This window comes from Actinomadura darangshiensis, assembly GCF_004349235.1.
Classification (GTDB): domain Bacteria; phylum Actinomycetota; class Actinomycetes; order Streptosporangiales; family Streptosporangiaceae; genus Spirillospora; species Spirillospora darangshiensis.
Map to the genome: position 1 here is coordinate 40,473 of NZ_SMKY01000015.1, position 23,356 is coordinate 63,828.

The window sequence follows — 23,356 nt, forward strand, 5'->3', positions numbered from 1 at the left end:
GTTTCGGAGATGACCGCGGGTTGGTACGGATCCGGAGGAATGGACCCGTTCGAGGAGATGCTCGCCCGCTTCTTCGGCGCGCGGGCGCATCGGCGGCCGACGGAGCGGATCAGTATCGGGCGGCTGATGAGCGAGCCGGCGCGGGAGCTGGTGCGGGACGCGGCCACGCGGGCCGCGCAGTGGGGCAGCGGCGACCTGGACACCGACCACCTGCTGTGGGCGGCGACGCGGCAGCAGGGGACGCGGCAGTGGATGGCGCGGGCCGGGGCGGACCCCGACAAGATCCAGGAAGAGATCGAGGACCATGCGCGGCGGGGCGAGCCGCGGGAGGCGCTGCCGGAGCTGACGCCGTCGGCGAAGCGGGCGCTGCTCGACTCGCACCAGGTGTCGCGGGCGCTCGGGTCGTCCTATATCGGGCCCGAGCATCTGCTGTTCGCGCTGGCGCTCGACCGCGGGTCCAGTGCGGGGCGGATCCTCGACCACGAGCATGTGACACCCGATTCGCTGCAGCAGGCGGCGTCGGGGGGAGGGCAGCCGCCCGGCGGGTCCGGCGGCGGGCAGCCGACCGGCACGCCGACGCTGGACGAGTTCGGCAGCGACCTGACCGCCCTGGCGCAGGAGGGCCGGATCGATCCCGTGATCGGACGCGAGGACGTGATCGAGGAGACGGTCGAGGTCCTCTCGCGGCGCACCAAGAACAACCCCGTGCTGATCGGCGATCCGGGGGTCGGGAAGACCGCGATCGCGGAGGGGCTCGCGCAGCGGATCGTCGACGACGACGTGCCGGAGACGCTGCGCGGCAAGCGGATCGTCCAGCTCGACCTGAGCGGCGTCGTCGCCGGGACCCGGTACCGGGGCGACTTCGAGGAGCGGCTCAAGAAGCTCGTGGACGAGATCCGCGAGCACGCCGACGAGCTGGTCGTGTTCATCGACGAGATCCACACGATCGTGGGTGCGGGCAGCGCGGAGGGCGCGGTGTCCGCGGGGAACATGCTGAAGCCCGCGCTGGCGCGCGGCGAGCTGCACGTGGTGGGTGCGACCACGATCGACGAGTACCGGCGCAACATCGAGAAGGACGCCGCGCTGGAGCGGCGCTTCCAGCCGATCATGGTGCCGGAGCCGAGCACCGACGACAGCATCGAGATCCTGCGGGGCCTGCGTGACCGGTATGAGGCGCACCATCAGGTGCGGTTCACCGACGAGGCGCTCGTCGCGGCGGTCGACCTGTCCAGCCGCTACCTGACCGACCGGTTCCTGCCGGACAAGGCGATCGACCTCATCGACCAGGCCGGCGCGCGGGTGCGGCTGCGGTCGACGCGGGACGGCGGGCGCCGCGACATGGAGCGGCGCCTCGAACAGCGGCGCAGGGAGAAGGACCAGGCCGTCGCGGACGAGGACTACGAGAAGGCGTCCGAACTGCGGGACGAGGTCGTCCGGCTGGAGAAGGACATCACCGAGACGCGCGACAACGGCGGGCCGGCCGCGGTCCCGGAGGTCACCACCGAGGACATCGCCGAGGTCGTCTCGCGGATCTCCGGCGTGCCCGTCACGCAGCTCACCCAGGCCGAGCGGGAACGGCTCGCGAGCCTTGAGGAGCACCTCCACGAGCATGTGATCGGGCAGGAGGACGCGGTCGCGGCGGTGGCGCGGGCGGTCCGGCGGTCGCGCGCCGGGATGGGCGACCCGGACCGTCCGATCGGCGGGTTCATGTTCCTCGGCCCGACCGGCGTCGGCAAGACGGAGCTGGCGAAGGCGCTGGCCGAGGCGCTGTTCGGCAGCCGGGACCGGCTGATCCGGTTCGACATGAGCGAGTTCCAGGAGCGGCACACCGTCAGCCGCCTGATGGGCGCACCGCCCGGATACGTCGGATACGAGGAGGCGGGGCAGCTGACCGACGCGGTCCGCCGCCAGCCGTACTCGGTGATCCTGCTGGACGAGATCGAGAAGGCGCACCAGGACGTGTTCAACGTGCTGCTCCAGCTCCTCGACGACGGCCGGCTCACCGACGCGCAGGGCCGCACGGTCGACTTCCGCAACACCGTGGTGATCATGACGAGCAACCTCGGCTCGGAGCTGATCACCGGCACCACCGAGATCGGGTTCGGCACGGCCGGCGGGGACGGCGGCGCGCTGCGCGACCGGATCATGCGGCGGCTGCGCGAGTCGTTCCGGCCCGAGTTCCTCAACCGGATCGACGAGATCATCGTCTTCCGGCGGCTGGAGGCCGCGCAGCTCCGCGACATCACCGACCTGCTGCTGGACGAGACGCGCCGCCGCCTCCGCGCGCAGGGCGTGTCCGTCGTCTTCACCCCGGAGGCGGTGGACTGGCTCGCCGAACGCGGCTACCAGCCCGAGTTCGGCGCCCGCCCGCTGCGCCGCACGATCCAGCGCGAGGTGGACGACCGGCTCTCCGACCTGCTGCTGGCCGGCGACCTGGGGCACGGCAAGCACGTCGAGGTCGCCGCGGCGGACGGGGGCCTCCAGTTCGACGTCGCCACCGCGTAATGGCTACAGTCCTCCTATAACCCTTACAGGAGGACGTGTGCTCATCCCCATCGCCGATTACGCGGCGGGCGTCGAGGTCGCGAACGACCTGGTCGGCACGTCGCCGGACGTCCGCGGGTCCGAGGCGATCCCCGGCGAGCTGGCCGATCTGCTCGCCGCGCACGACTTCCGGGCGCCGGACGCCGCGGACGCCGAGAAGATCCGCTTCCTCCGCGGCGAGGTCCGCGCCGTCATGGAGTCCGCGACCGAGGACGAGGCGGTCGAGCGCGCGTCGCTGCTGGCCGGGCACGCCGGGCTCGCCCCCGTGCTGCGCCGCGACCCGTCCGGCCGGTGGCAGTGGTACGTCCCGACGGCCCGGGACGCGTCCCTCGTCGGGGAGCTGGCCGCCGTCATCGGCGTCGCGCTGCTCGGCCTCGTCCGGGCGCTCGGCCACGGCCGCTTCCGCGCCTGCGCCGCCCCCGGATGCGGCGGCGTGTTCGCCGACGCCAGCCGCGCCGGGCGCCGCCGCTACTGCACGCCCGAGCTGTGCGGCAACCGGCTCAACGTCGCCAACCACCGGGCGCGCCGCCGGGCGGTGGCCCGATGACGCTCACCGGCGCGATCCGCCTCCCCGGCGGGACGTTGATCCGGGGGCGCGGCCTCCGGAACCCGCTCCCGGACGGGCCCGCCCCCGACTTCGGCCTCTACCTGGGGTCGGGCCGCCTCCGCCGCCGGCACGAACCGGACATCGGCTGGCCGTCCGCGTGGATCGCCTGGCCCGACTTCCTGCTGCCCCGGGACCGGGACGACGCCGTCCGGCAGATCCGCGCCCTGCACGAGCGCGCCCGCGAAGGCGGTTCGGTCGAGGTCGCCTGCGGAGGCGGCGTCGGGCGAACCGGGACCGTCATCGCGTGCCTGGCCGTCCTGTCCGGGCTCGACCCGTCCGAGGCCGTCGCCTGGACGCGCGAGCACCACCACCCGCGCGCGGTCGAGACGCCCTGGCAGCGCCGCTGGGTGACCGGCTTCCCGGCCTGAGCCCCCGGAGGCCCAGGCCGGGAGGTCTCAGTCGCCGAGGATCAGCTTCGCGGCGTGCTCGCCGATCATCATGCTCGGGGCGTTGGTGTTGCCGCCGATGATGCTCGGCATGATCGACGCGTCCGCGACGCGGAGCCCTTCGATGCCGCGGACCCGGAGCTCAGGATCGACGACGGCCCGCTCGTCCGTCCCCATCCGGCAGGATCCGACCGGGTGGTAGACGGTCGTGGCGCGGTTCGGGAGCTCCTTGGCCAGTGCGGCACGGTCCCCGTACTTCGCCCCAGGCGACAGCTCCGTCTTCACATCCCCGGCGATGACCTTGTTGGCCATCACCTCGCGGACCAGCTCGATGCCGTCCAGCAGCAGCCGCGCGTCGTCCGGATCGGACAGGTAGCCCGGGTCGATGACCGGCGCGGCGAGGGGGTCGGCCGACCCCAGCCGGACCGTGCCGCGGCTCTTCGGGTAGATCAGCGTCGGCATGATCGTGAGCGCCGGGCGCTTGTCGACCGCGTGCCGCACCGGCGCGTCCTGGTTCGGGAACGGGTACGACCAGGGCAGCGCGTGCAGCTGGATGTCCGGGATGTCGCCGGCCTGGCCGCTGCGGACGAAGCCGACCGCCTCGAACACGCTGCGGGCCACCCACGTCCCGCCCCTCGTCCACTCCTTGGCGACGCCCTTGGCGAAGTAGGGCGCGGTGCCCTTGTGGCGGGCCGTGTCCATGACGAACGTCATCGGCACGAACATGTGGTCGTGCAGGTTGTCGCCCACCGGCAGGTCGGCGCGCACCTCGATGCCGTGCTCCTTCAGGTGCCCGGCCGGGCCCACCCCGGACAGCAGCAGCAGGTGCGGCGAACCGAACGCCCCGGCCGCCAGGACCACCTCCTTGGACGCCCGGATCGTCCCCTTCCCCTTCTTTCCGGCGACCTCGATGCCCGTGGCGCGGCCCTTGTCGATCGCCACGCGCGTCACGGTCACGTCCGTCAGGACCTTCAGGTTCGCCAGGCCGTGGTCGTCCAGGTAGCCGACGGACGAGCTGTACCGCAGCCCCTTCGCCACGCTCTGCTGGAAGATCCCCACGCCCTCCTGCTCGGCGCCGTTGTAGTCGTCGTTCCGCTTCACGCCCGCCGTCTCGGCGACCGCCTCGATGAACGCCTCCGACGCCGGCGTGAGGTCCTTCTGCCGCGTCACCTCGATCGGGCCGCCCGCGCCGCGCAGGTCGGACGCGCCGTCCTCCCAGTTCTCCAGCCGCTTGTAGCTGCCGAGGACGTCGTCGAAGCCCCACCCGGTGCAGCCGTCGGCGGCCCAGTCGTCGTAGTTCCTGCGGTGCCCCCGGACGAACAGCATCCCGTTGATCGACCCGGAACCGCCGAGCACGCGTCCCCGCGTCTGCGGGATCTTCCGGTCGAGCGCGCTCTTCTGCGGGCTGCTGTAGAAACCCCAGTCCAGCTTCTTCTTCAGCTGCGGGACATTGTGGAAGACGGCGATCAGCCCAGGCTTGCGCACCAGCGGACTCCGGTCCGGCCCGCCCGCCTCCACCAGGACGACGCTCGCCCCGGACTCGGCCAGCCGTTTCGCCAGCACGCACCCGGCGCTCCCGGCCCCCACCACGACGTAATCAGCGGTCTGGTCCATCACGTTCCTCTCAGCGGCCGCCGCGCAGCGAGGCGACCACCCCTGGAGGGCCCGCGCCCGGCCCGGTCGGCGCCGCCGTCCCGGCCGGAAACGGGCGTCCCCGCCGGTCAGGCGACAGAATGGGTGCGCCGATCGTAGGAGTGCGGTGGACGCCGGTCCAACCCCGTGTCCCGATCACCGGAACGTTCCGCTCACGCCCCCGCGGACTTCGGCCGGTAGGTCAGCAGGACGACGCCCGACTCGAACGTGCGCGCCCCGACGACGTCCAGCATCGAGCGGGTGCCCTCGTGGAACAGCAGGCCGCCGTCGGCGCCGCCGGCCTTCCCGACGAAGAACGGGTGGACCCACAGCTGCATCTCGTCGAGCAGGCCGTGCGCCATCAGGGTGTGCGCCAGCCGCCCGAACCCGTACTGGACGATGTCGCCGCCCGGCCCCTCCTTCAGCCGCGCGATCTCCGCCGGGACGTCGCCGCCGATCACGGTCGTCCGGTCCCAGTCCGCCTTGTCCATGGTGGTCGAGACGACGTACTTCTCGGCGGCGTTCATCTTGTCGGTGTACGGGTCGCCGGACCGTCCCTGCCACACCCCGGCGAAGCTGCGGTAGGTGTCGCGGCCCAGCAGGACGCCGTCGCAGCGCTGGAGCAGTTCCAGGACGGCGCCGGAGTCGTCGCCCGTCTCCAGCGACGGCCAGTCCTGCGGGTCCTTGATGACGCCGTCGACCGAGACGAACGTCGAGTTGATGATGCGTCGCATGGTCTTCTCCGATCTGGAAGGTGTTTCCCCTGTGCACGCAAGCCTGCTCCGCGGAGACCGTGCGAATCTTCCGTGCCGCCACGGAGACACCACGGAAACCTCTGGGCCCGGGCACACTGGGCGGATGGCGCGCCAGGTGGAGATCTCCAAGCGGGAGGCGGAGGTGCTCGCGGCGGTCGGCGAGCGGCTGTCCAACGTCCAGATCGCCGGCCGGCTGCACATCTCCGTCCGGACGGTCGAGAGCCACATCTCCTCGCTGCTGCGCAAGTACGGCGTCGACGACCGGTGGGCGCTCGCCGAGGAGGCCCGCCTGGGCACCCCGCCGCCCGGCCACATCGCCGGGCTGCCGGCCGCGCGCACCACGTTCGTCGGACGCGCCGGTGAGACCGCCACGGCCCTCGGCCTGCTCGACGACGCCCGGCTGGTGACCCTGCAGGGCGCCGGCGGCATCGGCAAGACGCGGCTGGCGGCCGTCGTCGCCGAGTCGGCCGCGTCGTCGTTCCCGCTGGGCGGCGCGTTCGTCGACCTCGTCCCGGCGGGCGACGCGTTCGTCGCGCAGGCGGTCGCGTCCACCCTCGGCGTCACCGAACGGCCAGGTCAGGTGCTGGAGGACGCCATCGCGCACCGGCTCGCCCGCGGGCGGACGCTCCTCGTCCTCGACAACTGCGAGCACCTCCTCGACGCCGTCGCCGGGTTCGCCGAGCGGCTGCTGGCCGCCTGCCCCACCGTGACCGTGCTGTGCACCAGCCGGGAGCGCATCGGCGTGCCGGGCGAGCGGACCGTCCCCGTCCCACCGCTGCCGCTCGCCTCCGACGCCGAACGGCTCTTCCTCGACCGGGCCACCCTCGCCGACCCGGGCTTCGGCGCCGCCCGCGGCGACGTCGCCGAGCTGTGCCGCCGGCTCGACGGGATCCCCCTCGCCATCGAGCTGGCGGCGGCGCGCGGCGCGTCGCTGGGCGCCACCGGCCTGCTGTCCGCCCTCGACGACGTGCTGCGGCTGCTGACCGGCGGCCGCGGCCCGGTCGCGCGGCACCGGTCGCTGCGCGCGGTGATCGAGTGGAGCCACGACCTGCTCACCGCGGACGAGCGGGCCATGTTCCGCCGCCTCTCGGTGTTCGCCGGCGGGTTCGACCTGGCCGCCGCCGGCGCCGTCGCGCCCGGCCTCGGGCCCGGCGCGGTCGCCGACCTGGTCGGACGGCTGGTCGGCAAGAGCCTCGTCGTCCGGACGGCGGAGGGCAGGTGGCGGCTGCTGGAGACGATCCGGGCGTTCGCGGCGGAGCGGCTCGCGGCCGACGCCGAGCGCGCGGCCGTCCGGCAGCGGTACCTGCGGTGGGCCGCGGCGACCGGCGCCGACCTCGAGACCCGGCTGGACGGCGACTGGCGCGACGCGTTCGACCTGGTCGCCGACGACCTGCGCGCGGCGCTCGCCGGCGCGCCGCCCGGCCGCGGCGCCGTCCCGCACCGCCTCGCCCGCTCCCTCGCGCACCTGACCTACGCGCGCCGGTTCCTGCACGAGGTCCACGGCCACTACCAGGAGGCGGCGCGGCGGGCGCCCACCCCGGAGGAGGCCGCCGCCGACCTGCGGAACGCCGCGGACGCCGCGCACGCCCTGATCGACACCGGCCGGGCCTTCGAGCTGCTGCTGGCGTCGGCGGAGCAGGCCCGCGCGGCCGGCGACGGCAACGCCGAGGCCATCGCGCTCGCCTTCGCCGTCACGACCGCCGACCGGCACCCGTCCGGGTTCGAGGCGGAGGTCCCGCACGGGCGCCTCCGGGAGCTGCTCGACCGCGCCGCCGCGGCCGGCGACCGGCGCGACCCGTTCGTCGCCGCCCACCTCGCGGCGGCCCGCGCCTGGAACTCCCGCGCGGAGAAGGTCACCCCCGAGCCGGCGCTGATCGGCGAGGCGGTGGCCGCCGCCCGCGCCACCGGCGACCCGGTGCTGGTCTGCGGCGCGCTCGACGCGGCCGGCTGCGCCGCCCTCGCCGCCGGGCGGTTCCGCGAGGCGCGCCGGATCACCGCCGAGCGGATCGAGCTGGTCGCCGCCATGCCGCGCGACGTCCCGTACCCGGCGCCGGAGATCACCGACGCGTTCCACATGGCGTCGGCCTGCGCCGTCGCCGCCGGCGACCTGCGCGCGGCGCTCGTCGCCGCCCGGCTCGCCGCGTCCGACGACCTCCTCGGCGACCGGTCGCCGGTCGCGCTGAGCACGCTGATCCCGCCGCTCGTTCTCATGGGCGACCTGCCCGGGGCGCTGTCCCGCGCGTCCACGCTGTGGGACGTCTGCGAGGGCGCCGGCAGCCCGCTCGCCTGGATGGCCCCGGCGGTCGCCTCGCTCGCACTGGCGCACGGGCTGCGCGGCGACGTGGACGGCTTCCGGTCGTGGCGGGCGCGCGCGGAACAGGTCGCGAGCGGAGCCCGGACGCGCTACCTCGCGTCCTACGCGGCATTCGTGGACGCCCGCACCGCCCTGCACACCGGACAGACCGACGACGCCCCCGTCCTGGTGGAGCGGGCTTTCGCCGACTTCCCGCCCCAGGACTGGTACCGGGCGTACGCCCGTGCCGCCGGTGCCGAACTCGCCGTCGCCGCGGGCCTGCCCGACGCTTCCGACCGCCTGGCCGCCGCGGCGGGTGCCTCCGCAGAGAACGACTGGGGCGCCGCCTGCCTGACCCGCGCGTCCGGTCGCCTCCATGACGACAAGACACAGCTCACCGAGGCCGTCCAGGCATGGGACCGCATCGGCGCGGGTTTCGAACGCGCCCGCACGCTTGACCTGGTGTCTCGGCTGCCCTAGGCGAGAAGTGCCAGCCGATCGGCGTTCCGACGGGAAACGTTGACGAAATCGGTGGCCGGACCCGGCTGGTTCGGGCCCCGGCCTGCGCTGGTCCTGCCGCGCCGGATCGGCGGCGGGCTTCGGAGCCTTGCCCGGCATCTCGCCGGGCGTTACCGTGCCAAGAATCCGATAGGAAAGTTTCCTGTCAGATGGGGTTCTCGATGTCCCGCTCCCGCTCCCCGCCACCCGTCCCCCTGCGGCGCCCGGCGCCGCGACGACGACATGACCACCCCAGCACGCAAGGACCCCCCGCATGAAGAAATCAAGGCGCAAGCTCGCCGCCGTGACGGCCGGCCTCGGCCTCGCTCCCCTCGTCGCCGTGGTGCTCCCCGCGACCTCGGCCTGGGCGCACGGCTACGTCTCCGCACCGATGAGCCGGCAGGCCCAGTGCGCACAGAAGATCGTCGACTGCGGAGCCATCACGTGGGAGCCGCAGAGCGTCGAGGGCCCGAAGGGCCTGCAGAGCTGCAGCGGCGGAAACTCCCGGTTCGCCGAGCTCGACGACGACGGCAAGGGCTGGCAGGCCACCACGGTCGGCCAGAACGTGACCTTCACCTGGACGTTCACCGCCCGGCACCGCACCTCCAGCTACGAGTACTACGTCGGCGGACGCAAGGTCGCCACGATCGACGGCAAGGGCGAGCAGCCGCCCGCGACCCTGTCGCACAACGTCAACCTGGGCGGCGTCACCGGCCGGCAGAAGGTGCTGGCCGTCTGGAACATCGCCGACACCACCAACGCGTTCTACGCCTGCATCGATCTGCAGGTGCAGTGATGCGGAACCGGATCCCGAGCCTGCTCGGAGCCGCGTTCCTCGCGGCGGGAACGCTGTCGGCCGTCCTGCCGGCAGCCTCGGCCTCCGCTGCGGACTGCGCGGCACGCAACGTCTCCTCCTACGCTGCCGACCAGGGAGCGTGCGGCGGGACGACCGACTCGCCGGCACTCAACGCGTTCGTCGTGAACGAGTCGCAGTTCAACCAGATGTTCCCGAACCGCAACTCGTTCTACAGCTACGGCGGCCTCACGGCCGCCATGAGCGCCTACCCCGCGTTCGCCAACACCGGCAGCGACACGGTGAAGAAGCAGGAGGCGGCGGCCTTCCTGGCCAACGTCAGCCATGAGACCGGCGGACTCGTCTACATCGTCGAGCAGAACACCGGGAACTACCCGCACTACTGCGACGCGAGCCAGCCCTACGGCTGCCCGGCCGGGCAGGCGGCCTACTACGGGCGCGGTCCCATCCAGCTGAGCTGGAACTTCAACTACAAGGCCGCCGGGGACGCCCTCGGCATCGACCTGCTGAACAACCCGTACCTGGTGGAGCAGGACTCGGCGGTCGCGTGGAAGACCGGGCTCTGGTACTGGATGACCCAGAACGGCCCCGGCACCATGACCGGGCACACCGCCATGGTCGACGGCCACGGCTTCGGCGAGACCATCCGCAGCATCAACGGCAGCCTGGAATGCGACGGGAAGAACCCGGGCCAGGTGCAGAGCAGGGTGGACGCCTACCAGCGCTTCACCCAGATCCTCGGCGTCCCCGCCGGCGGCAATCTGACCTGCTGACAGGACCCGACCTCGGCAGACGACCCGCGTCCGGCGACCCCGGACGCGGGTCGTCCGCGTTCCGTCGGGTCACCGGACGCGCGCCGTCCGCGTTCCCGTCGGGTCACCGGACGCGGGCCAGGAGGCCGTCGAGGAGCATCTCCAGCCCCTGGGTGGGTCGGGTGAGCGGGGCCGGGGGCGCGGGTGTTGCGTGTTCTGGTCGCAGGGTCGCGGAAGCGGTCCGGGTCGGGCCGTGGCGGTGGTGTGAAAGGGGTGTTGACGGTCGCGGGTCCCGTCCGTAGCTTCTCTGAAAGCGCTTTCTCGAACGCGGGAGGGCGCGCGTCGCTGATCGCCATGAGGGTGGTGAGGATGCTTTCGCAGCAGCGATGGGAGCGCTCCCAGACCGCGCGTGAGACCGCGCGCACCGAGTTCCACTGCTTCTTCGCGCGGCACCATCGCGACCTCGCCCGGCTCGCCTACCTGATGCTGGGCGACCCGGACGGCGCCGACGACCTCGCCGCGGACGCGATGACCGCCGCCTGGCAGCGCTGGGACCGGGTGCGCGCCGCCGACCAGCCCCTCGCCTACGTGCGCCAGATGGTCGTCAACATGTCGCGGAGCCGGATCCGCGCGCTGGTCCGCGAGCGCGACAAGCTGGCGCGCCTCGGCGCCCGGCTGGACGAGCGCGGCCGCGAGCCGGACGTCCCCGCGGTCGTCGACGTGCGCGCGGCGCTGGCGCGGCTCCCGCAGCGCAAGCGCGCGTGCGTGGTGCTGCGGTTCGGCCTCGACCTGTCCGAGAAGGAGACCGCGCGCCGCCTCGGCGTCGCGGTCGGGACGGTGAAGAGCCAGACCGCGAAGGGCACCGCCGAGCTGGCCAGGCAGCTGGCGGACGGCCGCGGCAACCTTCCGGGCGCCGCCGGCGACTAGGAGGAAAGCCCTTTCCGGGGTGGCGAAACCGCCCCCGCCCTCACTCCCAAGGAAGGCGCCTCGTGAAAACGAACCCCCTCTACCTGGCCGTGGCCGTCGCCGGAGCGGCGGCACTGGCCGTGCCCGGTGCCGTGCCCCGGCCGGTCCCCGTGGCCCACCGGGCCGCAGCCGCGCGGCAGGTCGAAGCGCTCGACCGCGGGCTGATCAGCGTCCGGTCCGGCAACGGCAACTATGTCGGCTGGCGGCTGCTCGGCACCGACCCGTCCGGGACGACGTTCGCCCTGTACCGCGGGTCGACCCGCGTCGCCACGGTCACCGGCTCCACCAACTACTGGGACGAGGGCGCGCCCGCCGACGCGTCCTACACCGTGCGGCCGATCGTGAACGGCGGCGAAGGCGCGGCTTCGGAGAGCTCGCTGCGGTTCGGCGACGGGTACCTGGACGTGCCGATCCAGTCGCCCGGGTCCGAATACAGCGCCAACGACGCGAGCGTGGCCGACCTCGACGGCGACGGGCGGCTGGAGTTCGTCCTCAAGTGGGACCCGTCCAACTCCAAGGACAACTCGCAGAGCGGCTACACCAGCGACGTCTACATCGACGCCTACCGGCTGGACGGCACCCGCCTCTGGCGCATCGACCTGGGACGCAACATCCGCGCCGGCCAGCACTACACGCAGTTCCAGGCGTACGACTACGACGGCGACGGCCGGGCCGAGGTCGCCATGAAGACCGCGGACGGGACGGTCGACGGCACAGGGAAGGTCATCGGCAACGCCTCCGCCGACTACCGCAACTCCAGCGGATACATCCTGAGCGGCCCCGAGTACCTCACCATGTTCGACGGGCGGACGGGCGCCGCGATGCAGAGCGTCGACTACGTCCCGGCGCGCGGCAACGTCTCGGACTGGGGCGACTCGTACGGCAACCGCGTGGACCGCTTCCTCGCCGGCACCGCCTACCTGGACGGCCAGCGCCCCAGCCTGATCATGGCGCGCGGCTACTACACCCGCAGCGTGATCGCCGCCTGGGACTGGCGGGACGGCCGGTTCACCCGCCGCTGGACGTTCGACACCAAGAGCTCCACCAACACCGGCCGCGGCTACGACGGCCAGGGCTCGCACAGCCTGTCGGTCGGCGACATCGACGAGGACGGACGCGACGAGATCGTCTACGGCGCCATGGCCGTCGACGACAACGGCTACGGCCTGTGGACGACCCGCACCGGCCACGGCGACGCCCAGCACCTCGGCGACTTCGACCCGGCGCGTCCCGGGCTGGAGTACTTCAAGGTCAGCGAGTCGTCCGGCCAGCCGTCGTCGCTCTACATCGACCCGCACAACGGGCAGGTCCTGTGGTCGACGTCCGCGTGCTGCGACAACGGCCGGGGCGTCGCCGGCGACATCTGGAACGGGCGGCCCGGGGCCGAGTTCTGGTCGGCGTCGGTCTCCGAGCTGCGCAGCGTCACCGGCAACAACGCGGGCCGCAAGCCGTCGTCCGTCAACTTCCTCGTCTGGTGGGACGCCGATCCGGTGCGCGAGCTGCTGGACGGCACCCACATCGACAAGTACGGCCCGTCCGGCGACACCCGGCTGCTGACCGCGTCCGGCGTGCACTCCAACAACGGGACGAAGGCCGTCCCGTCGCTGTCCGGCGACCTGTTCGGCGACTGGCGCGAGGAGGTCGTCTGGCCGACCGGCGACAACAGCCGGCTCCGGATCTACACGACCCGGGAGGTCACCGACCGCAAGATCTACACGCTCCTGCACGACACCCAGTACCGGACCGGGCTGGCCTGGCAGAACACCGCCTACAACCAGCCGCCGCACCCGGGCTTCTTCCTCGGTGACGGCATGTCCGCCCCATCCCAGCCGCAGATCTACACGCGCTGACGAAGGGCACGCCACCGCTTCAACGGCGCAGCGGTGGCGCGTTGACTAGACGGAGGATAATCCTCCAGTTATGGTGGGGAGGAGGGATTTCCTACGCAGCGGGGAGGCCGACCATGGCCGTCAAGCTCAACCACACCATCGTCCACGTCACCGACAAGGCGGCGTCCGCCAGGTTCTACTCCGAGATCCTCGGCGTGGACCCGCCGGTGCCCTTCAGCCACTTCCTGACCGTCGCGATGTCCAACGACATCACCCTGGACTTCCTGGACGCGCGTCCCGACCCTTCTCCGCAGCACTACGCGTTCCTGGTGGGCGAGGACGACTTCGACGCGATCTACGGCCGCGTCCGCGACCGCGGCCTCACCTACTACGCCGACCCGATGCGCAGCCGTCCCGGCGAGATCAACCACAACGACGGCGGCCGCGGCGTCTACTGGGAAGACCCGGACGGCCACATGCTGGAGATCATCACAGTCCCCTACGGCGGGTGAGCGCAATGGCCAAGATACGGCTCTACATGACGATGTCCCTGGACGGTTTCGTGGCCGGCCCGGATGACGTGCGGGAGATGCCGCTCGGCCGCGGCGGCGGCCGGCTGTTCAACTGGATGGACGACCGGCTGTCGGACGGCCCGAGCGGGCAGGTGTACCGCGAGGCGCTGGACACCGGCGCCGTGATCTCGGGCCGCCGCACGTTCGAGCTGGCCGGACGCTGGCAGGGCGACCACCACGACGGCGTCCCGGTCCTCGTCCTCACCCACGCGGTCGACGACGGCGACGAGCCGCCCGGCGTCACGCGCTTCGTCACCGACGTCAAGGCGTGCGCCGACCAGGCGCGGGAGGCCGCCGGCGACCGCGACGTCATGGTGCACGGCGCCGGGGCCGCGCAGTCGCTGCTGCGGGCCGGGCTGCTCGACGAGATGGAGATCCACCTCGTCCCGGTGCTGCTCGGCGAGGGGCGGCGGCTGTTCGACGCGCTCGGCCCGGACCGCATCGAACTCGAACTCACGCGGACGCTGCAGGACCGCGACGTAACCCACCTCCGCTACCGCATCGCCGCGCCCTGACGTCGTCGTAGGGAGTCGTAACGGCTGTGGGAGCGGTCGCCGTGCTGTTCGCGGACCATGCGGCGGATCAGGCGGGTGCGCCGGCGGTGGCCGATGCGGTGGGCGAGCCGTGTGCCGCCCGGGACCAGGCCGCGGACGGTCTCCAGGGCGAAGACGGCGGCCGAGGTGGCGAGGACGGCGGCCTGGAAGGGCTTGCTGTCGGGCGTCCCGAGAAAGTCGGCGTTGCGTTTGCCCAGGACGATCCGGCTGTAGGACATCAGGTAGTTCGTCAGTCCGCGGCGGGCGAGCGGGCTGGCCTTCAGGCGGTGCGGGAGCAGCAGCGGTGCGGCGGCGTTCTCCAGCGAGCGGGCGAGCCGCCGGGAGTCGTCGTCCGGCATGAACTCGGTGGCGGCCTCCAGCCAGAGCAGCCGCCAGGCGTCGACCTCGGTGGCGGGCAGCAGTTCGGTGCGGACGCCCATGAGATGCCCGACGTAGCGCCATAGATGCAGGACGGCGCCCGTGTCGGCGCGGGAGAACCGCAGCCCGAGGGCGCGGGAGCCGAGCAGCATGACCTGGGAGAACAGCAGCAGCGTCCCGGTGAGCTGGATCTGGTTGATCGGGGCGTCCCAGGCGTCGTGGTCCCAGTCGTCGCGGGCGTGCATCGCCGCGCGGACCTGGGCGTGCATGACGCGGACGCGCAAGGTGTTCTTGAAGCCGTCCTCGAAGCGTCCCAGCGCTCCGGGCGTGGTGACGTCGACCCACCAGCTCGCGGTCTCGGCCAGCCGCCGGGGCGCCATGCCGTCCAGGTCGCCGGTCCGCACGAGGGTCTTGTTGGCGCGGGACGCCAGGTAGCCGCCGTAGAGGGACGCGCACGGCATCACCATCGCCAGGCCGAGCAGGCCGGTGCGGCCGACCGCGCGGGCGCCGCGGTCGAGGAGGTCCGGGTCCACCCAGTAGGGGACGGTCTCGACCTCGGCGAAGAGGGCGGCGAGTTCGGGCGGCGGGTCGTCGATCGCGGTGATGCCCTGGTGCAGGGCGCGTTCGAACAGGCGCCGCCCGCTCTGCCCCGGCATGCGGGCGATCATCGCGGCGACGTCGTCCGCGCGCGGGTCACCGGTGCGGGCGAAGGAGCGGAAGCCGTCCAGCTGGGTGGGGGTCGCGCGGATATCGCCCGGGGCCAGCAGCCGCAGCGTGACGTTCCACGGGGGCCTCGTCATCCACGCCGGATGCGGCAGGCGTCGTTCGCCGGTCATCGGTCTCCTTCAGTGCGTGCGCGGACTCGTGGTGCGGGACGGCGGCGACGGCCAGCACCGACAGCGCGACCGCCGGCATGAACCGGGTCGTGGACGGGACGGGCCAGGGCTCCTGGAAGAGCAGCCCGCCGACCAGCAGGAGATAGGTCTTCGCGGTCGCCGTGGCGACCAGCCCGACGATGACCAGGCGGCTGCGCTGGAGGGCTATCTGGAGCTGGCCGAGGGCGAGCGGCGCGGTGAGGGCGAACAGGTAGAGGTAGGGGGCCTCGACCAGGTCGCCGAGGTGTGCGGCCAGGCCACCGGCGCCCTTGAGCATCAGTTCGGCGGTGCCGGTGAGCACGCCCACGCTGATGGCGAGCGCGACGCCGGTCAGCGGCCGGGCGTGCGTGCCCTTGCGGGCGAGGTCGCAGGCGAGGAACGACACCGCCGACACCAGGATCGACAGTGCCGCCACCGCGATCACCAGCCGCTCCGGCGCGTCCCGTCCCTCCTGGTACTGGACGCCTTTCGCCGCGCCGGCGAACAGCGCCGTCGCGGCGGCAAGCAGTACGACGCAGCCCCATTCGCGGAGCGTGAGCCGCTCGCCGAGCAGCGGGACGGTGAGGACGACCAGGACTGCCAGGCCCGCCAGCAGCATCGGTTGCGCCTGCAGCAGTGTGAGCCGGGTCAGCGCCGCGGCCTGCACGCCCGCCCCGACGGCGACGATGGCGGCGCCCGCGAGCCAGACCCGGCTGCGCAGCAGCGCCCGGGTCAGCCGCCACGGACGGCGTCCGGACAGCGGCGGCATCGCCGTGGCGGCGAGCTTGAGGTAGACGAGTCCGGCGAAGTAGACGGTGGTGGACAGGAGCGCGAGGGCCTGGAAGTGCTGCGGCATGGCCCGTCCCTTCCTGCGGCTGGGTGGGGGGCGTCCGAGCCGTCCGCGGCCCGGCATGTCGGCGCGCAGTGCCGGGCCGCGGACGGGGCTTCTTCGGACGGGGTCAGGGCTTGGCAGGGTCCCAGAGGTCGAACGCGTTGGGCTGGCCGGCCTTGAACCGCCGGTCGTCATCGTCGTAGATGCCCTTGAACTCGCTGGGCTGGTACAGCTTGAACAGCTTGGCGGGGCTCTCGTTGCTCCCCGAGGCGTCCAGGATGGCGTTGGCGGCCTTGCGTCCCGCCTCGTTCGCGCCCTCCATGGTGGCCAGGTTGATGTCGGCGCGGACGTAGTCGGAGGCCAGGAACAGGTTGGGCAGGCCGGTGGCGGCCTCGGGCCGGTAGTTCCACGAGCTGGGCCTGTTGATCATCAGCGGCTCGTCGTTGGCGACCTGCGGGGTGCCGTTGCCGGTGATGGCGGGGTCGATGAAGTAGGAGTGGATGTTGTTGTCGGTCAGCACCAGCGGGCCCCACGGGATCGCCTTGCGGAGCTGGGCGATGACCTCCTGGAAGATCTGGTCGCCGGTGCATTCGCGGGCGGTCTTGCCGTACAGGATTCCCTTGGTGTCCCAGGAGGACAGGTCGATCGACAGGCACTCGTTGACCTGGCCGTCGTCGTAGGTGGTGCCGAACTTCTTCTTCCAGAACTGGGCCTGGCTGATCGAGGTCAGCGCCCAGGGCTGGCCGGCGTAGGCGCAGTGCCCCTTGGCCAGGTTGATGGGCTGCTTGAGGTAGACCATGATCCCGTTCATCCAGTCGGTGGTGATCTGGGACAGGCTCTTCAGGCCGGGGTCGGCGGCCAGGATCTGGTCGTTGAGCAGCGGGAGGGCGCGTTCGATCGGGACCGCCAGGACGTAGTGGTCGGCGTCGACGGTGACGGTGCCGCCCGGCCCGGCGATCTGCGCGCCGCTGATCTTCTTGTCGGTGACGTTGAGCTTGGTGAGCGTGGAGTCGGCCTGGAATGTGACGCCGAGGGACTTGAGGTAGTCGACCCAGGGGTCGATGAGCGCCTCGTTGGTGGGCGCGTTGAGCAGCCGGTCGGGGGCCTTGTAGCCGCCGAGGCCGAGGGTGCTGTAGACCCACGCCTCGGCCATCAGGCCCATGGTGTGGGCGTTGGCCTTGTCGGGCTTGGCCGCCACCAGGGTGCCGGTGAACATCTGCACCAGCAGTTCCCGGTAGGCGTCCGACTGCTTCTCGGAGTGGACGAACTGAGCGAAGCTCATGTTCTCCCACTGCTTGTAGCGGCGTTCGGGGCCGCTGGTGACGAACGCGATCATCTTCTGCAGGAAGTACCCGACCTCGATCGCCGGGACCTTGCCGACCACGTTGAGGGCGGTGGACAGGAACGCCAGCAGCGAGTCGGGGCTGAGCGTGCCGATGATGCTGCCGCGGGCGGGCAGCACCATCTTGGTGCCGTTGTAGAACGCGGCGACCTCGTCGCCGGCGGTCAGGTTGGCGAAGGCCTTGCCGCCGCCGGGCAGCGGGATCCGGGACATGGTGTCGGGGAGGTTCTGGTAGAAGCCGGGGAAGAACCGGAACCCGTGCTCGGCGGGCAGGTCCTGGCGGCCGCCCGACCCGGTGCCCGGGACGGGCATGCTGCGGCACTTGCCGCCCCACGCCTTGCGCTCGTAGATGGTGACGTCGAAGCCGCGCTCGGCCAGCTCGTGGGCGGTGGACAGGCCGCCCATGCCGCCGCCGAAGATCGCGACGCGGCGGCCGGCGGCCCTGCGGGTGCGCGGGGCGCGGCGGGCGGACGGGGCGGCCGCCGATGCGCGGCCGGTGCCGAGCGCGCCGGCGGCGGCGACCGCGCCGGCCGCGCCGAGCGCTCCGGTGACGAAGCGGCGGCGGTCCATGCCGCCGGGGGACTGCGGTGCGGGGGTGTCTTCGGGGGTCCTGTCGGCCACGACGCACTCCTCGTGGTGGGGGGTGGGACTCGGCTAACCGACACTCATGTCGGTTAATTGGTCCCCAACTATGAACAGGCCGCCGCGGGGAGTCAACCCCTCGCGGCGGCCCGATCGAGAAACGCCCGATGCCCCGGGCGGCGGCTACGTGGCGTGCCCCAGGCCCGTCCAGAGCATCAGCATCGCGCCCTCCACCAGCATGGATCTGGGCATCTCCGGGTTGCGCTCCCACCACTGCGCGACGCCGTCCAGCCCGGTGATGAGCAGCTCGACCATCGCCTCGGCGATCGGCTCGCCCGGGTCGACGCCGACGGACCGGATGTCGCCCGCGAGCAGCGCCGTCACCGCCCGGGTGCGCGACTCTCTGATGCCCTGCCGCACGGTGCGGATCTCGGGATCGTCCTCGTCGGTGCGGTCGAACAGCAGCCGGCGCGCGGCCGGGTTGGTTTCGGCAAAGCTGAAATAGGCATCGACGGTCGACCGCATCCGCTCCTCGGCCGGTCCCGACCCGGTGATGCGGGTTCCGATGTACTCGACCAGCGCGGCGTTCTGCTCCTGCATGACCGCCAGCAGCAGCACCCGCTTGGACGGGAAATGGTCGTACAGCACCGTCCGCGCCACCCCGGCCGCGGCGGCGATCTCGCCGAGCGACGAACCGTTGTACCCCTTGCTCGCGAAGACCTTGACCGCGGCCGCGGTGAGCAGCGCCCGGCGCTCCGCGGCGCGCATCCGTGGTTTGGGCGGATTGTCCCTCATCGCTTGACTCCGATCCGTCGTTGCCTCACGCTAACCGACATCAGTGTCGGTAATCGAACCAGTCGAGCAGGGGAGTCGCCCATGGCACGCGGGAACCCGTCGATCGCGATCGCCGGGGCCGGGTTCAGCGGCATCGGCCTGGCCGTCCGGCTGAAACAGGCCGGCTTCACCGACCTCACCGTCTACGACAAGGCCGGCGGGCCCGGCGGCGTATGGCGCGACAACACCTACCCGGGCGCCGCCTGCGATGCCCCGTCCCACCTGTACTCCTACTCCTTCGAACCCAAGCCCGACTGGACCCGGCGGTTCGCCGAGCAGCCCGAGATACTGGACTACCTGCGGCACTGTGCCACCAAATACGGCCTGCACCGGCATCTCCGCCTCAACACCGAGATCACCGACGCCGAGTTCGACGCCGCCTCCGGCCGCTGGCGCCTGCACACCGCGGGCGGCGGCATCCACGAGCACGACCTCTTCGTCGCCGCGTGCGGCCAGCTCTCCAACCCGTCCGTCCCCAGACTCCCCGGCCTGGACACGTTCGCCGGCGAGGCGTTCCACTCCGCCCGCTGGAACCACGACCTCGACCTGTCCGGACGGCACGTCGCCGTCGTAGGCAACGGCGCCAGCGCGATCCAGTTCGTCCCGCTGATCGCGCCCGCCGCCGCGTCGCTGACCGTCTTCCAGATCGAGGTGCACTGGATCAGCCGCAAACCCGACCGGGAGTACCCGCGCTGGCGGCACGCCCTCAACCGCCGCGTCCCCGCCGCGCAGAAACTGTCCAGGCTGGGGATCTTCCTCTGGTTCGAAGTGCTGCTCAACCCCGCGCTGATCTCCCCGCGCGGCCGCCGGACACTGTCGGCGCCCATCCGCGTCCTGTGCCGGTACGCCCTGCGCTCGGTCCGCGACCGCGACCTCCGCCGCCGCCTCACCCCCCGCTACGAGCCCGGCTGCAAGCGCATCCTGACCTCAAGCGAGTACTACGAGACCCTCAACCGCGACAACGTCCACGTCGTCGAGGACCCGATCACCGAGGTCACCCCGCACGGCGTCCGCACCGCATCCGGCGACCACGACGCCGACACCATCATCTTCGCCACCGGCTTCCGCTCCCAGGACTTCGTCGCCCCCATGCGCGTGACCGGCGCCCACGGCACCGAACTCAGCGCCGCCTGGAAGGACGGCGCCCGCGCCTACCTCGGCCTTGCCGTCCCCGGCTTCCCCAACTTCTTCCTCATGTACGGCCCCAACACCAACGTGGGATCCGGGTCCATCGTCCACATGCTCGAAAGCCAGGCCGCCTACATCGTCCAGGCCGTCCGCCTGCTCGGCACCGGCGTCACGACGCTGGACGTCCGCGCCGACGTCCTCGACGCCTTCGACGCCACCGCCCAGCGCCGCCTCGGCACGTCCGTCTGGAACCAGGGCGGCTGCGACAGTTGGTACCTCGACGCCGACCACCGCAACACCAACAACTGGCCCGGCTCCATGACCGCCTACCGCCGCCGCACCCGCCACCTGAACCCCTCCGACTACCACCTCACCCACTGACCGGATCGCTCTGCGCGGACCAGTTCCCGTTCCCGAACGGATCGACTGCCCGAATGGAATAGGTGTGGACGGTGCCCGGCGCCAAGCCGGTGTCGGTATAGGTCATCGTCCGCAGATCCCAGAACCGAGAGCCCGCCTCGACGCTGTGGACGACGGTCTCGGCATCGAGAATCACCTCGTACGTGAGATTCCTGTTGTCTCGGTCCCAAGTCTGCGTCCAGGTGACCTCGACCGTTCCGCTGGTCCCGTCCGGCTTCTCGACATTGGGTTTCGCGATCGATTCCGGTTTCCCGGTGTCGGTCGTGACGGCCATGGTCCCGAATCTAGTGAGACCTTGCTGCAGGTGCTTGTCGACCGTAGTGAACGATCGCGGACACACCACCGGCGCCGCCTCCGACAAAGACCGACATCCTCCGTGGCGCAGCCGAGATCATCGGTGAATGGCTCGGTGTCGACGACATCAAGAACTGCGTCACCGGGAAGAGCGCAACAGCCTGCGCCTGGGCGATCGTGGGTCTCATCCCCGTCGCCGGAAAATACGTCAGACCCGTCGCACGCGGCGTCCGGGCGATAGGGCGTGCGAGTAAGGTCGCGCGGGCAGCGCGACCGGTCGAGTCGGCCGCCAGGATATGCAGCAGCTTCGTTCCTGGAACCAAGGTCCTGATGGCCGACGGCAGCCAGAAGCCCATCGACCAGGTCAAGGTGGGCGACAAGGTCGTGGCCACCGACCCCGCAACAGGCGAAACCAGTGCCGAGCCGGTATCGCAGACCATCTCCACCAAGGGGGAAAAGAACCTCGTCCAGATTGCCATCGACACTGGCGCATCCGCTCTGGCCCCGCCCTCGGAAACCAAACACCCAGCCGCATCCCTCAAGCTCGATCGGCCTGGCAAGTCCAAGAGCGGCATGGTCACTGCCACTGACACCCACCCCTTCTGGGTGGCCGGTGACATCGGTAGGTGGGTCAAGGCCGCCGACCTCAAGCCCGGCATGTGGCTCCGCACCAGCGCCGGCACCTACGTCCAGGTCACCGCCACCAAACACTCGACCGCCCACCGCCAACGCGTCCACAACCTCACCATCGCCACCACGCACACCTACTACGTCCTTGCAGGTAGCGCGGCCGTCCTCGCCCACAACACGAATGGATGCGGATGGGTCCGGTACGGAACGACGAAACTGAGCAGGGTCGCGATCCAGCACAGACGGCAGGCCGGGATCTCGTCAGGGCAGAACGTCGCCGTGTACAGTGTTGAACTGCCGAACGGTCGGATGGCCAACCTGGCCTTCGCCAACACAGTCCGCGGTCCGCACTCTGAGGCTCACGCCGATGACTTTATCGACGAACCCGGCATCGACCCGAGCGCCGTTAAGGCGGTCTACTCGGAGCGCAACTTCTGTGATTCTCCAGGGCATGAATGTGCAGCCCGCATGTCTCGATATACCGGAGCGACACTCTCCTGGAGTTTTGAGAAGTGGCAGAATGCAAGGTCGGGCATTCGCGCGGTGGTGTTCGGGTGACGATGAATATTAAGGAGATCCTTGGATACGTCCAAGACGCGCATAAGTGTGGATCGCATTCTTGAGGACGATCTTTCGAGCCTGCCCAAATCTGGTGGCCGTTCGGTCTTTCCGGCACCGATCTCGGAAGGCTGGCGGCTGCCGGACCAGGGAAGAGTTTTTCTCTCCTCCTACGGCCTCCCCTCGGTGAGGACGGATGACCTTATGGGGATCGTCGGCGAGTTTCAGGAGTCGGAAACGCCGGAGATCGGTGGCAGCGGACTTCAGTACTACGTCCTTGGACGTTACGGCGTGGCAAGGATGGCAGCTGTCCAAGGCTCCGGCGAGGTCCTCGCGCTCCCCAGATCATCGGAAGTACATTCCGCGATTTCGCACTTATACCCCGCTGGGTTGACTCCCGTTCCGGCTAACTCGTCTCTGGAGCAATTCGTCGAATGCGCCTGGCGATGGCACTGGATAGTGCCACTTCTCGCCGCAATGGAAAAACGTGCGGGAGAGGCTGAGATTATGACATGGAAGGAGGGGGGGAGGTTAGATTCTCCGGACCCCTACGACGACTATGAGCAAGTGTGTGACCATGTGTTGGAGAAATTTCAGGAGATCGATCGGCAAATCGGCCTCCGCTGCAAGTTCTGGACAGAGACGATCACGAGTATTTAAGGTCAGTAACTCTTTTCAACGTGCGTTGAGCTCGTGGTTCTGGAGGAGGTGGATGGCTCGCATTAAGCGAAGAGTTCCAGTCACCCCAGATGAATGTGTCGGCCTGGAACCTGAAGCGATTTGGTCTACTGACCATATCGTCTCAAGAATTGTCGACTCGTATGCAGGCCGCCCCAATGCTTTCGTTGAGTCGCTGCGGGTAAAGCTGTGATGGGGTGATCGGTCTACCTCGAGGACGATAGTTAGACAAGGTTTGGGTGCCTCCGATCTCACTGGGCCCGATGTCTGCCGAAGGCGCCGTCCCAAGCGTCGGTGACCCCTTGGCATCCGCGATTACGGCCCGAACATCGGCCGTTTCATCTCCGCCGACCCGTCATGAACGCGGCCGATCCGCAGCAGATAAACGGCTACAGCTATGCCGGAAATCGACGCAGGCCACAGCGGCCTATGCCCACCCGACATCTGCGGCGAAGGGATTATGAACCGACATCCTCTGTGGCGCAGCCGAGATCATCGGTGAATGGCTCGGTGTCGACGACATCAAGAACTGCGTCACCGGGAAGAGCGCAACAGCCTGCGCCTGGGCGATCGTGGGTCTCATCCCCGTCGCCGGAAAATACGTCAGACCCGTCGCACGCGGCGTCCGGGCGATAGGGCGTGCGA

At 70.9% G+C, this 23,356-nt stretch carries 21 protein-coding genes; 13 read left to right on the top strand and 8 right to left on the bottom strand.

What is annotated here, in order from left to right:
- Positions 1–9: 9 nt before the first annotated feature.
- The 3 genes from E1293_RS05800 to E1293_RS05810 are packed head-to-tail and all read left to right on the top strand — an operon-like array spanning position 10 to position 3,519.
- Positions 10–2,505, top strand: coding sequence for an ATP-dependent Clp protease ATP-binding subunit (locus tag E1293_RS05800; RefSeq protein ID WP_132194576.1), 2,496 nt, complete (start codon positions 10–12; stop codon positions 2,503–2,505).
- Positions 2,506–2,542: 37 nt separating this feature from the next.
- Positions 2,543–3,091, top strand: a complete 549-nt coding sequence (locus E1293_RS05805; protein ID WP_132194578.1) for a CGNR zinc finger domain-containing protein — start codon at positions 2,543–2,545, stop codon at positions 3,089–3,091.
- A complete protein-coding gene (locus E1293_RS05810; RefSeq protein WP_132194580.1) occupies positions 3,088–3,519 on the top strand; it encodes a protein-tyrosine phosphatase family protein in 432 nt (143 codons plus the stop codon). The genes E1293_RS05805 and E1293_RS05810 overlap by 4 nt, the downstream gene beginning before the upstream one ends.
- A gap of 27 nt (positions 3,520–3,546) precedes the next feature.
- Here E1293_RS05810 and E1293_RS05815 read toward each other — a convergent pair whose 3' ends face one another.
- Both E1293_RS05815 and E1293_RS05820 read right to left on the bottom strand, forming a co-directional pair.
- A complete protein-coding gene (locus tag E1293_RS05815) occupies positions 3,547–5,151 on the bottom strand; it encodes a GMC family oxidoreductase (RefSeq protein WP_132194582.1) in 1,605 nt (534 codons plus the stop codon).
- Between the two features lie 191 nt (positions 5,152–5,342).
- Positions 5,343–5,903, bottom strand: coding sequence for a dihydrofolate reductase family protein (locus E1293_RS05820; RefSeq protein WP_132194584.1), 561 nt, complete (start codon positions 5,901–5,903; stop codon positions 5,343–5,345).
- Positions 5,904–6,027: 124 nt separating this feature from the next.
- Between E1293_RS05820 and E1293_RS05825 the strand changes: the two genes are divergently transcribed.
- The 7 genes from E1293_RS05825 to E1293_RS05855 all read left to right on the top strand — a co-directional run bounded on the left by E1293_RS05825 (position 6,028) and on the right by E1293_RS05855 (position 14,163).
- Positions 6,028–8,697, top strand: a complete 2,670-nt coding sequence (locus E1293_RS05825) for an ATP-binding protein (RefSeq protein ID WP_165978092.1) — start codon at positions 6,028–6,030, stop codon at positions 8,695–8,697.
- A gap of 292 nt (positions 8,698–8,989) precedes the next feature.
- Positions 8,990–9,511 carry a lytic polysaccharide monooxygenase auxiliary activity family 9 protein gene (locus E1293_RS05830; RefSeq protein ID WP_132194588.1) on the top strand — a complete coding sequence of 174 codons (522 nt, stop codon included), beginning with the start codon at positions 8,990–8,992 and terminating at the stop codon, positions 9,509–9,511.
- Positions 9,511–10,302: a chitinase gene (locus E1293_RS05835; RefSeq protein ID WP_132194590.1), complete on the top strand. Its 792-nt coding sequence runs from the start codon at positions 9,511–9,513 to the stop codon at positions 10,300–10,302. Before E1293_RS05830 ends, E1293_RS05835 begins: the two co-directional genes overlap by 1 nt.
- Before the next feature lie 348 nt (positions 10,303–10,650).
- Positions 10,651–11,208 (top strand): SigE family RNA polymerase sigma factor, encoded by a 558-nt coding sequence (locus tag E1293_RS05840; protein ID WP_132194592.1) that lies wholly within the window; start codon positions 10,651–10,653, stop codon positions 11,206–11,208.
- A gap of 62 nt (positions 11,209–11,270) precedes the next feature.
- Positions 11,271–13,097 carry a rhamnogalacturonan lyase gene (locus E1293_RS05845; RefSeq protein WP_165978093.1) on the top strand — a complete coding sequence of 609 codons (1,827 nt, stop codon included), beginning with the start codon at positions 11,271–11,273 and terminating at the stop codon, positions 13,095–13,097.
- Positions 13,098–13,210: 113 nt separating this feature from the next.
- Positions 13,211–13,588: a VOC family protein gene (locus tag E1293_RS05850; RefSeq protein WP_132194594.1), complete on the top strand. Its 378-nt coding sequence runs from the start codon at positions 13,211–13,213 to the stop codon at positions 13,586–13,588.
- A 5-nt stretch (positions 13,589–13,593) separates the two neighbouring features.
- Positions 13,594–14,163 carry a dihydrofolate reductase family protein gene (locus tag E1293_RS05855; protein WP_132194596.1) on the top strand — a complete coding sequence of 190 codons (570 nt, stop codon included), beginning with the start codon at positions 13,594–13,596 and terminating at the stop codon, positions 14,161–14,163.
- Here the strand turns inward: E1293_RS05855 and E1293_RS05860 are convergent.
- The 4 genes from E1293_RS05860 to E1293_RS05870 all read right to left on the bottom strand — a co-directional run bounded on the left by E1293_RS05860 (position 14,142) and on the right by E1293_RS05870 (position 18,964).
- A complete protein-coding gene (locus tag E1293_RS05860) occupies positions 14,142–15,359 on the bottom strand; it encodes an oxygenase MpaB family protein (RefSeq protein WP_341770175.1) in 1,218 nt (405 codons plus the stop codon). The genes E1293_RS05855 and E1293_RS05860 overlap by 22 nt on opposite strands.
- Entirely contained in the window at positions 15,253–16,269 is a 1,017-nt protein-coding gene (locus E1293_RS49265; RefSeq protein WP_243716041.1) for a hypothetical protein, read from the bottom strand. Before E1293_RS49265 ends, E1293_RS05860 begins: the two co-directional genes overlap by 107 nt.
- Before the next feature lie 103 nt (positions 16,270–16,372).
- Positions 16,373–18,208 (bottom strand): hydroxysqualene dehydroxylase, encoded by a 1,836-nt coding sequence (locus E1293_RS05865; RefSeq protein WP_243716042.1) that lies wholly within the window; start codon positions 18,206–18,208, stop codon positions 16,373–16,375.
- Positions 18,209–18,352: 144 nt separating this feature from the next.
- Positions 18,353–18,964, bottom strand: a complete 612-nt coding sequence (locus tag E1293_RS05870) for a TetR/AcrR family transcriptional regulator (protein WP_243716043.1) — start codon at positions 18,962–18,964, stop codon at positions 18,353–18,355.
- A gap of 81 nt (positions 18,965–19,045) precedes the next feature.
- Between E1293_RS05870 and E1293_RS05875 the strand changes: the two genes are divergently transcribed.
- Positions 19,046–20,512 carry a flavin-containing monooxygenase gene (locus E1293_RS05875; protein WP_132194600.1) on the top strand — a complete coding sequence of 489 codons (1,467 nt, stop codon included), beginning with the start codon at positions 19,046–19,048 and terminating at the stop codon, positions 20,510–20,512.
- Here E1293_RS05875 and E1293_RS05880 read toward each other — a convergent pair.
- On the bottom strand, positions 20,502–20,825 hold the full coding sequence (locus E1293_RS05880; protein ID WP_132194602.1) for a fibronectin type III domain-containing protein: 324 nt from the start codon (positions 20,823–20,825) through the stop codon (positions 20,502–20,504). The two genes, E1293_RS05875 and E1293_RS05880, sit on opposite strands and share 11 nt — an antisense overlap.
- Before the next feature lie 350 nt (positions 20,826–21,175).
- Between E1293_RS05880 and E1293_RS05885 the strand changes: the two genes are divergently transcribed.
- Together E1293_RS05885 and E1293_RS05890 are read left to right on the top strand one after the other, a co-directional pair.
- Complete coding sequence (locus E1293_RS05885; protein ID WP_132194604.1) at positions 21,176–22,033, top strand: polymorphic toxin-type HINT domain-containing protein; 858 nt, start codon at positions 21,176–21,178, stop codon at positions 22,031–22,033.
- Between the two features lie 21 nt (positions 22,034–22,054).
- Positions 22,055–22,693: an SUKH-4 family immunity protein gene (locus E1293_RS05890; protein WP_165978094.1), complete on the top strand. Its 639-nt coding sequence runs from the start codon at positions 22,055–22,057 to the stop codon at positions 22,691–22,693.
- Between the two features lie 476 nt (positions 22,694–23,169).
- On the opposite strand, the gene E1293_RS48495 is transcribed toward E1293_RS05890, so the two are convergent.
- Positions 23,170–23,356, bottom strand: a 187-nt coding sequence (locus tag E1293_RS48495; RefSeq protein ID WP_207938686.1) for a hypothetical protein, incomplete at its 5' end; no start/stop codon positions are given.

Coding starts and splice junctions, on each gene's coding strand:
- E1293_RS05800 (WP_132194576.1), top strand. CDS start 10: ATGACCGCGGGTTGGTACGGATCCGGAGGAATGGACCCGTTCGAGGAG.
- E1293_RS05810 (WP_132194580.1), top strand. CDS start 3,088: ATGACGCTCACCGGCGCGATCCGCCTCCCCGGCGGGACGTTGATCCGG.
- E1293_RS05815 (WP_132194582.1), bottom strand. CDS start 5,151: ATGGACCAGACCGCTGATTACGTCGTGGTGGGGGCCGGGAGCGCCGGG.
- E1293_RS05820 (WP_132194584.1), bottom strand. CDS start 5,903: ATGCGACGCATCATCAACTCGACGTTCGTCTCGGTCGACGGCGTCATC.
- E1293_RS05825 (WP_165978092.1), top strand. CDS start 6,028: ATGGCGCGCCAGGTGGAGATCTCCAAGCGGGAGGCGGAGGTGCTCGCG.
- E1293_RS05830 (WP_132194588.1), top strand. CDS start 8,990: ATGAAGAAATCAAGGCGCAAGCTCGCCGCCGTGACGGCCGGCCTCGGC.
- E1293_RS05835 (WP_132194590.1), top strand. CDS start 9,511: ATGCGGAACCGGATCCCGAGCCTGCTCGGAGCCGCGTTCCTCGCGGCG.
- E1293_RS05840 (WP_132194592.1), top strand. CDS start 10,651: ATGCTTTCGCAGCAGCGATGGGAGCGCTCCCAGACCGCGCGTGAGACC.
- E1293_RS05850 (WP_132194594.1), top strand. CDS start 13,211: ATGGCCGTCAAGCTCAACCACACCATCGTCCACGTCACCGACAAGGCG.
- E1293_RS05855 (WP_132194596.1), top strand. CDS start 13,594: ATGGCCAAGATACGGCTCTACATGACGATGTCCCTGGACGGTTTCGTG.
- E1293_RS05860 (WP_341770175.1), bottom strand. CDS start 15,359: ATGACGAGGCCCCCGTGGAACGTCACGCTGCGGCTGCTGGCCCCGGGC.
- E1293_RS49265 (WP_243716041.1), bottom strand. CDS start 16,269: ATGCCGCAGCACTTCCAGGCCCTCGCGCTCCTGTCCACCACCGTCTAC.
- E1293_RS05870 (WP_243716043.1), bottom strand. CDS start 18,964: ATGAGGGACAATCCGCCCAAACCACGGATGCGCGCCGCGGAGCGCCGG.
- E1293_RS05875 (WP_132194600.1), top strand. CDS start 19,046: ATGGCACGCGGGAACCCGTCGATCGCGATCGCCGGGGCCGGGTTCAGC.
- E1293_RS05880 (WP_132194602.1), bottom strand. CDS start 20,825: ATGGCCGTCACGACCGACACCGGGAAACCGGAATCGATCGCGAAACCC.
- E1293_RS05885 (WP_132194604.1), top strand. CDS start 21,176: ATGGCCGACGGCAGCCAGAAGCCCATCGACCAGGTCAAGGTGGGCGAC.